Genomic DNA, 15,124 nt, shown 5'->3' with positions numbered 1-15,124 from the left:
GCTGACAGATAAATTTTGATCACCGGCGCCCGCCGTGCTAATCACAGGATTGGTCCCCGCCAGGCTGAGCACATTGGCCGCGGGTCCACTAAGCGTGTAATCCACGCCCGTGTTGAAAGTCAACTTATTGACGGTTTGGCTAGCATCCAGATTGACCGGGCTGCCCCCCATCCCCAAAAACCGCGCCTCGGCCGTCGCGCTATTCGGCGCGCCGGCGGGAGACCAGCTCCCCGCCGTGGTCCAGTTCGCCCCCGATGCGCCGATCCATTCGGGGGGACCGGTGATATTTGCCACCGGCGCGATCACACCCAGCGAATACCCGTAAAAATCGACATCCACCGCACCGAATAAATTCGTACTGGATAAGCCCATAGCCAACCATGCGTCATTATTATATTCGGCATTGCCATCACTGGTGGCGGTTACAGAAAACACATGAGGAGTTGTGGATCCATTGAGATAAACTTTGATTTGATGGGTACCCGCATCAGTTAGGTCGTCTTGGATGGTAATCCAAAACTCCTGCCATTCCCTTAAATCCTCGTCACTAATCGGCACAACGTTAAATACGTCTCCCGCCGCGGGATTATAATCAAAGGTGTCAATTTGCGGGGTGGCCACATTCCCCACTAAATTGTTCAGCAACAACCCGCCGGATTTACCGGCCAAATTAGGGTTGAGGGCGGCATAGTTGGCAAGATCGGAGCTCGTCGCCAGCGAAAATGCCACCGCGCTATCCTGATTGAAGTTGTTCAAATCATTCTGCGCAACATAAAACATCCCCCGTCCCTCGTCATGAATGGCGTAACCACCCCCGCCCACGCTTCCCCAAGGCAACTCCACAGGTTGGTTATTGGCATCCACAGTGTAAATCGGATCGAGCGGACCGGTGTTGGGGATGCGCGCGCGAAACGTTATCGTGATCCCCTCGTCCAGAACCAATTCACTCGCCAGTGGTCCGTCTTCTTCGATCTTATGGGCAAAGTTGATACGCCGATTACTATTTTGGGGGCGGGTGCTTCCCTGCAACCAACCATGGACTTCCGGATTACCCGTATCCTGCAAACGGATGTAGTTCAAGTCCCCCGTGGTGAATTGACTGACACCTCCCGGAGCAGGTCCGCCGGGCTTGGGCCCGGTATCGCCAATACCAGAACCATCCCATTTATCACCTTGGTTATGCCGCCAAGTTCCGTCCAAAGCCTCGCCCAAAAAAGAGTTCCCGCTCCCCCACCCCGCTGGAAAACCGTTGATGCTGCCGTTAAATGTGCCTTCGTATAAATAACGCCAACCGCCGATGGGATTCTGATAGGCGTTTCCAGCAAATGAGAATTTTTGTCCATTGACCGCCAACCCACAAACGGCCATTGTGAATAAAACTTTCTTGAAACGAACTTCTGGACGGGGCATAGCAAAAACTCCAATCAATGCGTGTGACGGGTAGCAAAAATTTAATTCTGTAAATGCCGAAAGCCGTGTCATACGGTTTATTTCGGCGAGCGTACTTGAATGCGAAAGTGATTATTCGCGGGATTGTCCGTGACCCGGAATTCCAGGGGTGTGGATTGATAATCGCGGAATTCGGCAGCTATTGGGAATTGCGATTTGCGTTTTCCCGTTTGCCGATCAACATGGGCAACTTTATCAACCACCACGATAACCTTGTATTTCGCGGGAGTGGCCCCCGCCCCGTGCTTGCCTCCCTCCAAGCGAAATTTGCCATCTTTCCCGATCGGGCCAGAGGCCAAGAAGGTGAGGGGCAAATCAATGGATCGAAACTCAACCATACCCGTAGTCAACGGCTTGCCATCGGGAAAGACAACTTCACCGGTGACCTCATAGACCGGCACACTTGACCCGCAACCAATGATGAGTACCAGCCAGAGCGCGTAGGCGACCCGTTTAATCAAAGGGAGTTTGTACTTCACCTTAAAATTCACCTGTATGCTGAGATAGGATCTGATCAATGTCACTGGGGTAATGTAAACGTCTTGCCATCAGCGCGATTGGATAAGTAGGCCAACGTGAGGGTATCGATGTCTGTTCTCAGCGATCGGACACTGGCATCCCCCCAAGAAAAATGACAAATTGACGGATGTGCGCTGCCAAAACGAAATTTTGTGATATTGGGAGCATTTGATCCTTCGTTGGCTTCAGCCAAACCATAGCCTGGTCCGCCGAAGCGGCCGTGGCTAGTGCGGTAATCGGGATTGTAAATTGAATTGTCGCCGGCTCTCCCCAAACCATAGGCTGTCTCTGGCACGTGCTTTTCGCCGATAAACAGAGTCTTGGAAAGCCCGTCAGTGATGTTCTTGTATCGCACGACAAATTTGGGGCGAAGCTCTTCAAAGTTTTTGCAATTTTGACAATCATTATCCGATTCACTGGCTCCAGAGTATATAAAGGGGCCGTTGGGATATGTACTTCGATTGGTGGGGTCTTCCGGGCGATCCATCAATGTGCGCGTATCCCCCAAATTAGCCGCATAATCGCCCAAGGCACCGGGTGTATGAGGCCCCGCGTCGGTGTTGGAATCGCCGTCCAAGCTGATTTGCGGGCTGGAGCGACGGGAGGGACAAAGGTAGGTCGTCACTTGGTATTGTCTGACAGCGGGGGCCTGGCCGTAATAATCAGCATCCTTTTTCCATAAGGCCCGCACGGTCCCTTCCTCCAAATAGGGCCAGATTTCGGCCGCCCAAGTGATGTAATCGCAGATCCTGCGGGAATTAGGGAGCCGTTTCTGGGAATCGTGGTAATTTTGAATTGCCAAGCCTGTCTGTTTAAGGTTATTGATACACTGCGCGCGGCGGGCGGCTTCGCGAGCTTGTTGAATTGCCGGCAACAGCAATGCAATTAGCAAGCCGATTATCGCGATCACAACAAGCAATTCCACGAGCGTAAAGGCTCTAAGGGAATTTCGTGCCATTCAATTCTCCTTGGATTTGTAATGGATTTATAAACGCCCAGACCCCGCGATGATGAAGAAGGAGCGTTCGGGGGGAAGATTGCTTTACAACTTCATCAATCGCGGGGGGGAGGCGTCAAGATATTTTGAATCAATAGTTAGTACTGCCCTGCTTGCCGACGACGGCGGATAACTATCAAGCCAGCTGCCGCGCCGCCTAATGCCAGCAATCCTAAGCTGGAAGGTTCGGGAATGGCGTCAAAGGCAATACCCGCCAGCGCGGTATCCGCAGTGCCCGCCGTGTTACCGTTTGTCCGCAGTTGCACGGCGAACGATCCTCCTGGTTCAATCCCATCCAAGCGAAACGTATAGACATCCGCCGTGCCGTTCGCGCCCGCCGCCAAATTGTCAAAGGTGGCAGTGGGGTTGAGGGTCTGGGCGGCGTTCCGATGCGTCACCCGCAAGCGTTGGACGATGGTTTCGGCGCTGGTGGGGGCGTTATCCAACACCACATGGATAAATGCCGCGGGAGGCGCGTTAGCCCCAAACCGCCAGGCGGTGATGATGTTGTTGCTTTGCGTGCCGCTGGCGTTGGTATTGTCGACCAATTGCCCGGATAAACCACTGGATCCATCGGGCAAAATTAAATTGTTGTAAGTTGTAACGCCCCCGGTGGAACTGGCCGATGAAGGAGAATTTAAAGAAAATGAATACGCCACGCTGGCAGGATCAAAATCCACCTGCACCCAACTTGGCAATGCATTCGCATCGTTCTGATCCACCGGCGCGCCGCTCACCGCGGTGGCTGCCCCAAAATTGGCGAACCAGTAACCGCTATTCCCGATGTTTAATCCGCTGTCACTGTAATTTGTACTATTAGGCGTGGAGCCAGCGGTGACGATGGTCGGTACGGCCAGCGCCGCGCTCGTGCAAAAACCGCATGCCAGGGCGAGTGCTCCAGCTAATACTAGGCGGTTGGACCTGTGTAAGAATCTGCGATTGTGTGACATTTGCGTTCCTTTCAAGTTGAAAAACGTGTGTCCCGCGATTATTGCGGCGCTTCCTGTACCGCTCTGGCACGTACGGGGTTCTCGTACCAAAACACTCCCAGGCCACGGCCCTCCACCTTTTCTTCGCTAGTCAGCGTATCCAGGTCGCCATCGCCGTCCAAATCCACAACATGCACCAAGTCGTATTTAATACCCGTCGGTGCCGCGATTCGCCGAGGTTGCCAATCATGCGCCGAGACAGTGTTACCTTGCTCCAACCAATACGTGCCTGTCTGGCCATTTTCCGCCCCTGTGCTGCTCACAACCAAATCCGCCTTGCCATCCAAATTGATATCTCCCACCGTGACAGCCTTGGGCTGGCCTGTAAGTGGCGGAAGCATGAGATCTTGTTGCTGCCACGCGACTTCCGTTGATGGCAGCCGCCGGAGTAGACGCAAATACCGCTGTCGAGTCTGCCCCTCCACTACGGGAAAATCCACGGGAGCCACCACATCCCGCAGGCCATCACCATCAAAATCGGCATAGGCAATGAGCATGCAACCGTCCAAAACCCCAGTGGTCACGGCATGCTTTGACCAAGATTCAGAGGGCTTTACGGAACCAGGATTTTCCAACCACCACACACCGCAACCGGGACCATGTTTATCTGAATAAAGAATATCAGCATGTTTGTCACCATTGAGATCGGCGACAATAATTGACATGACCCAAGATACATCCGCTAACGGCTGCCAGCGATAATCCTGGACGGCCCCCAAATCATCACCCGGTACCACCAATCCAAGCTTGGCTGTTTGATTGCGTTCATAGTTTTTGCCACCGAGAACAACAGCGGTAACTTCTCGATCGCCATCCCGCAAGGGAATCGGTTCGGCAAACATCCACTGCGAGATACCACTAATCGGCGTCAGTTCCTGTTGTCGCCAAGCGTGCGGGTCCAGGATCTTATCCCGGACCGGACCCCAATGCACAAAAGCTTTTTCCACATGCTGTTCGCAAGAACTGATAACATCCAAATTACCATCTCGATTCAAATCCAAAAAAACCGCATCTTCCGCCTTGGGAGTTTTGCCCACCACGACAGATGGCCAAGAACGGCGGATAAATTGTGATTCCGGCTGCAAATAGGCAACGGTCAACCCCTCGCTTTCCCACCCAGTCACCACATCCAAGCGTCCATCGCCATTGACATCACCCAGTTTTGTTCCATCGGGTCCGTCATAACGATCGTCTATCACATGCCGCCGCCATGCTTCACCAGGTAGATTGACACGGGAAATTTCTTCGCCAGAAATTCGCCGAACTTCTCCCATCCAAAAGATTTGGACCAGAAAGAAAGCCAAAATCGCCAAAATTTGCCAAAGGCGACGCAAAATCGTATGCGCTTGCCCAGAGCTAACATGGTGTAAGGCGTATTTACCAAATGATTGGATAAGCTTATGAGAATGAGGCATTGGAAAACCCTTGATGGGGAATTACAAAGCCTCTGGCTAATCCAGTCAGCAGAACTTACAAATTAACCTATGCACCTTTTGTGCCAGATATTACAATCCTTTGTATTACAAGAATTATAGTCATAATTTTAATACTTCCATACTCCACAAGTTATTCACTTGCTCAAATAACACAGTTATCCGTTAAATTTAATAGCTATCAGCCTGTAATATTTGCTAGATTTCTACTGTAATTTTATTACTCCTTACGGCGTGACCTTGAACCGGTAATTTAGCACCCGCGAGCCGCTGACTTCCTCCGCCCGGACGTAAATCTCTTCCCCGATCAAATCTGACGCATTGGGCAAAAAAAACGTCTTTAAGTCAATCCCCCGCCCATGATCCTGCACCTGGAGGGCCAGGCGTTTGCGTTCCGGGGCAAAGAGATAGCATTTGAAACTGACGGCTTCCTCGGTCTGGTTGGTCAGGCGTTGCTCAATTTCCAGGTCGCCGCGGGGTGTCAGCCGCGTGGTGTATTCGGCAAAGATGTCATCCAACCCGACTTCCAGTTCGCGTTCGGTGCGAAATTCGTAAGCGCGTTCGGCGTCAATAAAGACCCGCATTTTTACGGTCTGTTTGCCCGTGCCGGCATTGATGGGCAAAATCAATTCCACGGGAAAAGTGGCGGTTTCCCGGGGGGCTAGTTTAAACGTGATCTCGCGCGAAGCGGTCCGCCACGACTCCGGCCACTCAAATTTTACGCTTCCTGAAACTGATTGGTTAAAAGAATTGCTTAGCACCAGACCGTTGGTCTGCGGTCTGCCAAATAAATTGGCCAGGCGGGTTTGGGCGAATTGCACATGCATTTGAAAACGCAACAGCCCGACATTGACCCGCGTCAAAAAGATCGGTTCGGCCCCTAGCGGCAGCACCAGTTCCTCTCCATCCCGCACCGGGGTGGAGACCCGGCCCCACACATCAACGATGCGCGTCCCCGGCCCGGCATTGAGCCGCACCTGTTGGGGAGCGTCAGCCCACAAGACCAAGACCGCATCCGTTCCCCGCTGAAACAGGCGATTTTGGACATTGGGGGCGAGTGCCAGCTCCCCTTGGTATTCGGCTCCAGCCAGTTCATAGGCGGTTGTCCGCCAGGGAAGATACAAAGGGGAGGCCGTGCCGTCGTTATTAAGCAGGCCCGTGCGCGAGTCGATCAAATCCCCCACAAAGATCGCGGTCGCGCCGCCGGTTTTAGCTTCAACCATGCGTTGGACCAGATCGGCGATGCGAGTTTCTTGGGCGTATTCCTCGGCGGAAAGTGGTTCAATGACCGTCCATTTTTTTACCATCTGACCAGTCTGACCCTGCAGATATTGCCGCTGTTCGGCGGCGGTCAAGGCGGGCCGGGTGGAAAGCACGGCGATGTCCCACGCGGGTTTTTCCGCGGGAAGTTCCCGCAGCCAATCCCAAGCCACCAAAAACTGCATCCGCTGGCCAAATCGGGCAAACAGTTTGCGAATATTTTGAACCAGGGGTTCGGTCTCGCTAAAGCCAATAAAACTAAAATCCTGGTCGGTCCCCAACTGCCAGTGCCGGACCCGCGTGGATAGGCGGCTGACCAACGGCTCTAACGTGGGGTACCAGACCGTGCTGGGCGCGCTAAACACACCGGCCGCATGGCTGGTATCCACGCCCGAGATCGCCTCCCGCACCGTGTCCGGCGGATCCGTCAGCATGGCAACCATTTCAATTTTCTTCAGGCCCAGGCGTTCGGCCAGCCACAAGATTTGCTCTTCGCGGCCCGGTTGGTTGGCGGCGTTCCAGACCGGCAGCTTCAGCCAACTGATACCGCTATTGCCCGCCAGATCGGCCAGTTCGCCAAAGCTAATTCCCGCTTCTCCGCGCGGCAGGCTCCAGCCAAATTCCCCGCCAGAGACAGCGGGCTTGGAATTCATCAGCACCAGTGTCAATTCCCGCAAGGTGACCGAGCCTAGCTCGCCGGGCATTTGCACCCGAACCTTGTAAAAGCCGGGTTGGGTGATGGGGGGCTTCCACGTGACTTGACCGGAAAAAACCTGCTGCTTTTCCCCAGGATTTGCCAACGCACCAACGGCAACCGAAGGTGTCTGCGGGTGGCCGGGGTCCACTTCTGTCACGGGGGGGTGGGACGATTTTTGCAGGGGGGAAGGGTTCATTCCCGTATGAAGCGGAGCACCCAACGGCGCCTGGGGGGGAAACAACTTTTTTTGCGGGGAAGAATACTCCTGATTATTTCGTTCAGGCTTCAATTCCAACTCAACCAGTTCTTGCATTTGCCGACTTTGGTGATCTAGCAATTCAAACACCACCTTGGCCGAGGACTGGTTCAAACCCGACGCGCGGCAAATAATCTCGGGCCGTTCGGCGTCCAGATAGATCAGATTGGGCCGATTGGCGGTTAAGGTAATGCGGGGGAGCCTTCCCAGCCAGAGTTCGGCAAAATCCGCCTGGCCGCGCAAATCCCCCGCTTGACCCGGCAGGGGTTCGAGATGCAAGCCTATCACCGCGTGGGTGACACCCGCACGTGGCGGGCTGCCCGTCGCAATGCGCACCGTATGCCAATTTTCGACCAGCACCAAGGGAGGGGAACGCATTGATTCGACCGGTTGGCGCTTGGCGTCGAAATAGGTAATGCTGACAAACGCCGCGCTTTGCCGCAGGCCGGCCGTCCGCAGATTGGCCTCGAGCATGTACGTAAATTCAGCCACAATCGGAATAAAAGGGGACTGTACCAACGCGCCGCCGCCATCCAGCTCTATCCGCAGGACATACCCTGCCGGCGCGGGGGGAACGGTGGAAGTCGCCTCCGGGGACGATGGCACGGAAGTAGCCGCCAATAGTGCCGCCGCATCGGCCTCCGCATCGGTATTGGGGACCTCCGGCACAATTTTTACAGGCAAATAATGTGGATAGATCGAAGATGTCACTCTGGTCCAACGGTCGGGCCACTGGTCGTAATTTTGGTCCCAGGCCTCTCCAAAATCACAGGTAAAGACCGGCACCGCCTCTTCTGGACGGTCGGGGGTTTCGCGTTGGGGGCGGGCGGCCATAAGATCGCCCCCCACCCGTTCCGGCCGGGCGGGGGAGCGCGCCGTCTGGGCAGCGACGGGGGGCGCAGCGGTGTCGGGGGACGGAGACTCTGTCGCCGCCGCCAGCCAGCTCCCGGCCAAGATCAGCACCAGGCTGTAGATCCGCCGCATGAACACCCAGGCCAAAATAATTGTTATATCCCTAGCAAACCGCGATTAACTTTATCGGCAAAGTCCCTTGGCCGATAAAATAGCGCTCTTTTTGCCCGCAAATTGCCCCGCAATTAGGGATAAAATGCCCTCGACGGCAAATTCCAGGACATCCACGCCTTCGCTAACGGTTAGAATCGACAAATTCCGCAGGGTTTTCCGCCCATTCGCGAAACGGGGGAGTTAGCCTAAAATGACAATTAGTCCACTCTCCGCGGGGCGTCCACACACGTTTAATTTTGTTATCGGATCGCGCATGTTAGAACGCATCTCCATCACCTGCTTTGCCGCTAGTTACGGCGTTGCGCTGGGGTTGGAGATTTCCCGGCTGATCTTTCACAGCGCCTGGCGAAATGTGCTGTTGTGGATCTTTGCCCTGGCTGGCTTAATTGCCCACACCCTGTACCTGGGTTATCGCGGCTACGAGGCGGTCCTGACACACCATACGCCGCTGTCCAGTTCCGCCGAGTACTACCTGCTGGCCGCCTGGGTGTTGGGGGTGATGTATTTGTTGACCTTGGCTTTGCAACCCCGCGCCCGGAGCGGGATTTTTTTTCTCCCGTTGGTGTTATTGTTGATTGCCACTTCCCGATTTGCCGATGGACAACCCTTTCCCCAGGAACGGGCCGCTTCCATTTGGTTTACCCTGCACACCCTGTTGTTGCTGCTGGGATATGTGGTGGTGGTGTTTGGCTTTGCCATGGGGATCATGTATTTGCTGCAGGCGGCTCGGCTCAAAGCCAAACAGCCCCCCACCGCCCGCTTTCGGCTGCCAAACCTGGAATGGCTGGAACTAGCCAATCAACGCTCGGTGGTGGGGGCGGCGATTTTGATTATACTGGGCATCGTGGCCGGAGTAATTTTTAACCTGGTCCAGCAAGGGATCATCCCCTGGCATGATCCGGTCATCTGGCGTTCGGCCATCATCACCGGATGGTTAATCTGCGCGCTGCTGTTTTGCGCGTTATACCGCCCCGCCCAGCGCGGCCGCAAAGTCGCCTATCTGACAATCGCCAGCTTTTTATTTTTGATGGTCAGCGTTTTGTTGGGCCTGGTATTCAAATCGGAACACAAGGCTCCGCAGCCGCTGGTCAACAGAGTCCGTATCGAAGCCGTCAACCGGGGAATGGCTGCTTGCAGGCGTTGCGCCGGGGAGGCCTGCGCATGAAATTGCTGCTTGTTGGCTGCAGCCACCAAACCGCTGAAGTCGCCCTGCGGGAGCGATTGGCCTTTTCTCCGCACCAGGCGGAGCAGGCCCTAGCGCGGTGGCGGGACGCCTTTCCCGCGACAGAAGGTGTGCTCATCTCGACCTGCAATCGGGTGGAAATGTACGCCGCCGCCGACCACAAGGGGGACCTCCCCACGCATCGCCAAGTGGCCGAATTTTTGGCCGATTGCCAAGGGCTGAACCCCCACGACATATTCAACCAGTTATTTGAACATTCCGGTGAAACCGCGGTTCGACATCTGTTTACCGTGGCCGCCAGCCTGGATAGTATGGTCGTGGGAGAGCCACAAATCCTGGCCCAGGTTAAACAGGCCTATCATTTGGCCCAGCGGCAGAATTGCGCGGGTCCCTTGACACATGACGCCTTTCAATCGGCCCTACGCGCGGCCAAGCGGGTTGCCGGCGAGACCCGCATCCATGAAAAGCGGGTGAGTATTCCCAGTGTGGCCGTGGGGGATTTTGCCCAGGAAATTTTTGCCCGCTTTGATGACAAAGTCGTGGTCGTGATCGGCGCCGGGGAAATGGCCGATGAAACACTGAGCTATGTTCGCGCGGCTGGCGCGCGGCAGCCCCGTATCGTGAATCGGCATGACGCGCGGGCGATCGATTTGGCGGCAAAGCACCACGGAGTGGCGGTACCCTGGGCCGAATTAGACCAGCAATTAGCCGCCGCGGACTTGATTATTAGCACCACCGGGGCCAGCCAACCGGTGGTGACGCTGGAACGGTATGAGCGGTTCAAGGATAGCCGCTACCAGCGACCGCTGATTATTCTAGATTTGGCGGTGCCGCGGGATTTTGATCCCCGGATCGGCGATGAGTTAAATGTGTTTCTATATACCCTGGACGACCTGCAAGCCGCCTGCCAGCGGAATCGCCAGGAGCGGGAAGGGGAGCTACCCCGCGCGTTATCCATTATCGAGGATGAAACCGCCCGCTTTATGACAGACGTTTATCACCGCGCCACGCGACCCATTATTCAACAATTGCGCAGCGGCTGGCACGCGATCTGTGACGCGGAATTGCAGCGTCTCTACCACAAATTGCCCGACTTGGACGCCGCCGCGCGGCAAGAGATTGAACAAACCTTTGAGCGTTTTGTTAATAAGCTGCTGCATCCACCGCTGGAATCCCTGCGGGCCGAAGCCCGCCAAGGAACGCCGCACGGCTTGCTCGACGCGCTCAAACGGCTGTTTCGCCTGGAGGAATAGTTTCCTGGCGTGGCCGGTTAGCTACCCGGCGTCCTGAGCGACGATGGGGCGCTTCTTCCATTTTGTGCCGTTCCCCCGCCCGCTCTTGCCGTCTTTAGCGATTATGCCGACCGGTAACTTCATTTGCCAAAGCGGCCGGGGGGTAATCTGATTTTTCCCGGACGCCCTCTCCCGGCTTTACAAGCTAAATTTTGCATGGAGCAATCTCGGCGGCGGCACCGGTCGCGCGGCCACTTTGGAGTTATGCCCAATTCAATTTCGTAAAAGGAGAGGGGCCGATGCAGCTTGCGCTTACCAATCTGTGGCTGCCGCTGTTGGTCAATCTACTGACAGTCGGAATTGCGGTGGCCATGGTCTGGCTCTGCAATCAATATTGGCCCTGGCAAGTTCGCGTGACACACGAGGACGATGTGCCAACCTCCCCGACACCCGCCAATCATACGGATTCAGAACGCCGGCTGGCCGCCTGGGCCGAGGTCGATCAAACCTTTAACGAAACCGCGGAGGCTTGCGAATTGGAATCGGCCGCCGCTCTTTTGCAGGGACAGCTTGATCCCACCCGCGCTTTACGGCAAATGCAAGAAGTCCTGCGCTTGTTGTCGGGAACGGATCTCCCGCCCAAGGCCAATCGCTATGTACAAATCGCCCGCGACACGCTGGCGGGAATGAATTCCTGGGGAGTGCACCCGGACCAGAAAAAGCCCGAGTCCGAATACCCCACGGCAGTTGCTGCCGAGTCGGTGCCTCCCGTGGAAGGGGAGATCGCCGAGTCGATGCCCCCGGCAGAGGAAGCCCTCAACGGGGCCATCCCGCCAGCGACGGAAAATCAGGAAGCAGAAACCGCGGCGACTGACGCGGACGCTGTCGCGTATCCTCCCTTGTGGCAACCACCAGCGCAATTGCGATTATGCTGCCAAGAGCTTCGCGTTGCCGAGGATCTTTCCGCCGCGAATATCCAGCCCGCCCCGGCTCTCCCCGTTGTCGAAGTTACCCAATCCGTGTCGGCGCAACTAACGGAAATCGAACTGTTGGTAGCGGAGGTGGAGAACAATCAAACTGTAGCCGAGCCAGCGGTAATGGCGGTCGAGCCCGCGGCGACTCCCGCGGGGACCGCTGTGCAATCCGACAATCACCCCGCGCGGCAGCTCCGCAACGGCGATCCGGGTTCGGCGCAGCAGCGACAATCCCTCCAACGCCGCCGCGATGACCACGCCTTCAACCAGGCCGATCTGTTGCATCGCTGCCTCAATGACCGGGATTTTATGCACCGCATTTTGCAAAAATTTGCCACGCGCGGTCCCGAAACCGTTGGTGAATTGGCCACGGCCCTGGTCAACCGTAACTACGCCGCGGCGGCCCGTCAGGCCAACTTGCTCAGAAGCATGGCCGCCAACCTCACCGCCGAAAATTTACGCGCCATCGCCGGCGACCTGGAATATGCCTGCGGCGAAGGTTCTTGGGCCAGGGCCGAAATCCTGCTGTATGGGGTTAAGGCCGAATTGCAATGCTGCCTCGAAAAAATCCGCGAATGGCGGGAAACAGCCGCCAACCCCCCAGGCCCGGCTGACGCCGAAGCACGCCAACAGACTTTTCCCTTTGCCGTGGGCGTGGGTGATCTCGAGGCGAACTCGGAATTATTGGGAATTTGATTTCATTCCAGCCGATATGGCGATCCTCCTTTTTTTCCTCAAATGTCTGTCAGCCTGATTGGGGCAATATGAAACTATTAATCGCGGATGACGACGAAATAACCTGCGAGTTGTTGCAAAATTCGTTGCGCGGGCAGGCTTATGAGTTGCGGCACGCGCGCGGCAAAGCCGAAGTGCTGCGCGAGCTGGAAAACCAGGATTGTCGCGTGGTCATCGCGGATTGGGATTTTCCGGGAATGAACGGGCTGGATCTGGTCCGGGAAATTCGTTCTGGAAACTTTCCCGGATACATTTATGTGATTCTGATCACAAGCCGCGAAGGCGGGGCGGAAATGGTTGCCGGGCTGGATGCCGGGGCGGATGACTTTATCCGCAAACCGCTCGATCCGGCGGAATTGCTGGTGCGGATTCGCGCGGGGGAGCGCGTCCTGGCCCTGGAAACACGCGATGTCGCGATCTTTGCCCTGGCGCGGCTGGCCGAATCCCGCGATCCCGAAACCGGCACGCACCTGGAACGGGTCCGCGATTATTGCCGCATTTTGGCCGAATACTTGGGGAGGCTGCCCACCTATGCCGCGGAAATCGACGCCGAATATATTCGCCTCATCTATGCCACCAGCCCCTTGCACGACATCGGCAAGGTGGGCGTGCCAGACCGGATTTTACTTAAACCGGGACATCTCAATGATCGCGAATATGAAATCATGAAGTCGCACGTGGAACTGGGAGCCGAGACCCTGGAGGCCGCGCTGGGGCAGTTTCCGCACGCCAAATTTTTATGCATGGCCCGCGATATTGCCATGACCCACCATGAACGGTTTGACGGCACCGGATATCCCCAAGGACTAAAGGGAGAAGAAATCCCGCTGTGTGGAAGGATTGTGGCGCTGGCCGATGTGTACGACGCCTTAACCAGTAAGCGGGTGTACAAATCGGCGTATTCCCATGAAGTCGCCAAATCGATCATTTTAGAGGGGACCGGCAGCCACTTTGATCCAGACGTGGTTGAGGCGTTTTTGCAGTCAGAGGAAAAGTTTTTGGCCGTGGTTAGCGAGCAAGAGGATGTCACGGCGGAATTAGTGGAAATGGCCTAAACCGCAGCGTCAGCAAGGGACACACATCTCAGCCCGCAGCGTCAGCAAGGGATCAACCAGCACACCAGGTCTCTACCTTTCGTGCCGGGTTAGATCTCTCCCTAGCTCACGCGGCGGGCTTATCTGCCTCACGCGGCGGGTTGAATTTTTCGCAGATCCGCCAATCCCGCGCATAGGCGATCAACATCATCATCGGTGTGCGCCGCGGTCAAGCTAATCCGCAAGAGCGACTCTCCCGGCGGGACCGACGGAGGACGAATTCCCGGCACCCATAAACCAGCCCCGCGCAGCCGCGCCGCGCATTCCATCGCGCTGGCCGCGTCGCCAATCACAACTGGAATAATTTGCGTTTTAGCCTGGCCGACACGCCAACCCTGGTCGATCAGGGCGTGCCGCACTTTTACCGCCAGGGCCTGCAACCGTTCCCGCCGCCAGGGTTCGGCGATGATCAGTTCTATTCCCGCCTGCGCGGCCGCGGCGACCGCTGGTGGGTGTGCCGTGGAATACACATACGACCGCGCGCGGTTGCTCAACCAATTTATCAAGAGCCGAGATCCCGCGACAAAGCCTCCCGCGCTCCCCACGGCTTTGCTCAGCGTCCCCAGGCGAATCGGCACGCGATCCGCCACGCCCGCCTCTTCCACCCAACCGCTGCCGCGACTCCCCCACACTCCACTCGCATGGGCCTCATCGACCAGTAGCATGGCTCCAAATTCGTCGGCCAAATCACAAATCTCCGCCAAAGGCGCGAGATCGCCATCCATGCTAAACAGGCTATCCGTGACGATGAGCGCGCGGCGATAGTCCCCCGCCGATTCCCGTAGTTGGCTTCGCAAATCGTCCACACGCGCATGCGCGTAAATCCGCGTCGCGGCTCGGCTTTGTCGACAGCCATCGATCAAGCTGGCGTGATTTTTGGCATCGCTATAGATCACATCACCTGGCCCAACCAGGGCGGCAATGGTCCCCGTATTGGCCGCATAGCCGCTGCTAAACACGAGCGCTCCCTCCGTCCCCAGCCATACGGCCAACGCTTGCTCCAACCGGGCATGGGCGGTCGATTGGCCTGTCACCAGCGGACTTGCCCCCGCGCCCCAACCTTCCGATTCCCATGCTTGGCGCGCGGCCTCCTTCAATCGCGGGTCGTTTGCCAGGCCCAGGTAATCATTTGAGCCAAAATTAAGATAGCTACGCCCTTCAATCAAAACTTCGCGGCCTTGGGCGTTTTCACGCGAAGAGCTGCGCCGCGCCAAGCCGCGGGCTTGCCAATCGGTCCATTCCGCCGCCAGCCAATCCAATGAGAATGACATTATAAGGGA

The 15,124-nt window shown here is 56.4% G+C and carries 11 protein-coding genes; 4 read left to right on the top strand and 7 right to left on the bottom strand.

Going from position 1 to position 15,124, the window contains the following annotated elements; all coding sequences use genetic code 11:
- From SFX18_07445 to SFX18_07420, 6 genes are all read right to left on the bottom strand, one after another.
- Positions 1-1,410 (bottom strand): hypothetical protein (locus SFX18_07445; GenBank protein ID MDX1962970.1); only part of this gene is annotated, 1,410 nt, incomplete at its 3' end.
- 77 nt (positions 1,411-1,487) lie between these two features.
- The gene (locus SFX18_07440; GenBank protein MDX1962969.1) at positions 1,488-1,928 is read right to left on the bottom strand and encodes a hypothetical protein; all 441 of its coding nucleotides are present in this window, start codon (positions 1,926-1,928) and stop codon (positions 1,488-1,490) included.
- A 41-nt stretch (positions 1,929-1,969) separates the two neighbouring features.
- Positions 1,970-2,926, bottom strand: coding sequence for a DUF1559 domain-containing protein (locus SFX18_07435; GenBank protein MDX1962968.1), 957 nt, complete (start codon positions 2,924-2,926; stop codon positions 1,970-1,972).
- A gap of 137 nt (positions 2,927-3,063) precedes the next feature.
- Positions 3,064-3,915 (bottom strand): PEP-CTERM sorting domain-containing protein, encoded by an 852-nt coding sequence (locus SFX18_07430; GenBank protein MDX1962967.1) that lies wholly within the window; start codon positions 3,913-3,915, stop codon positions 3,064-3,066.
- 38 nt (positions 3,916-3,953) lie between these two features.
- A complete protein-coding gene (locus tag SFX18_07425) occupies positions 3,954-5,369 on the bottom strand; it encodes a VCBS repeat-containing protein (GenBank protein ID MDX1962966.1) in 1,416 nt (471 codons plus the stop codon).
- A 245-nt stretch (positions 5,370-5,614) separates the two neighbouring features.
- Positions 5,615-8,584, bottom strand: coding sequence for a hypothetical protein (locus tag SFX18_07420; GenBank protein ID MDX1962965.1), 2,970 nt, complete (start codon positions 8,582-8,584; stop codon positions 5,615-5,617).
- A gap of 295 nt (positions 8,585-8,879) precedes the next feature.
- Here SFX18_07420 and ccsA point away from each other — a divergent pair, with 295 nt between their 5' ends.
- From ccsA to SFX18_07400, 4 genes are all read left to right on the top strand, one after another.
- The gene (ccsA, locus tag SFX18_07415) at positions 8,880-9,791 is read left to right on the top strand and encodes a cytochrome c biogenesis protein CcsA (GenBank protein ID MDX1962964.1); all 912 of its coding nucleotides are present in this window, start codon (positions 8,880-8,882) and stop codon (positions 9,789-9,791) included.
- Positions 9,788-11,062, top strand: coding sequence for a glutamyl-tRNA reductase (gene hemA, locus SFX18_07410; GenBank protein MDX1962963.1), 1,275 nt, complete (start codon positions 9,788-9,790; stop codon positions 11,060-11,062). The genes ccsA and hemA overlap by 4 nt, the downstream gene beginning before the upstream one ends.
- Positions 11,063-11,340: 278 nt before the next feature.
- Positions 11,341-12,711, top strand: a complete 1,371-nt coding sequence (locus tag SFX18_07405; protein MDX1962962.1) for an Hpt domain-containing protein — start codon at positions 11,341-11,343, stop codon at positions 12,709-12,711.
- Between the two features lie 68 nt (positions 12,712-12,779).
- Positions 12,780-13,805, top strand: coding sequence for a response regulator (locus SFX18_07400; protein MDX1962961.1), 1,026 nt, complete (start codon positions 12,780-12,782; stop codon positions 13,803-13,805).
- 128 nt (positions 13,806-13,933) lie between these two features.
- On the opposite strand, the gene bioF is transcribed toward SFX18_07400, so the two are convergent.
- Complete coding sequence (gene bioF / locus SFX18_07395) at positions 13,934-15,115, bottom strand: 8-amino-7-oxononanoate synthase (protein ID MDX1962960.1); 1,182 nt, start codon at positions 15,113-15,115, stop codon at positions 13,934-13,936.
- Positions 15,116-15,124 lie beyond the last annotated feature (9 nt).

The sequence above is a fragment of the Pirellulales bacterium genome, assembly GCA_033762255.1.
GTDB lineage: Bacteria > Planctomycetota > Planctomycetia > Pirellulales > JALHPA01 > JANRLT01.
Note: the sequence above shows the minus strand (reverse complement) of the source record. Positions and strands in the feature narration are given on the sequence as shown.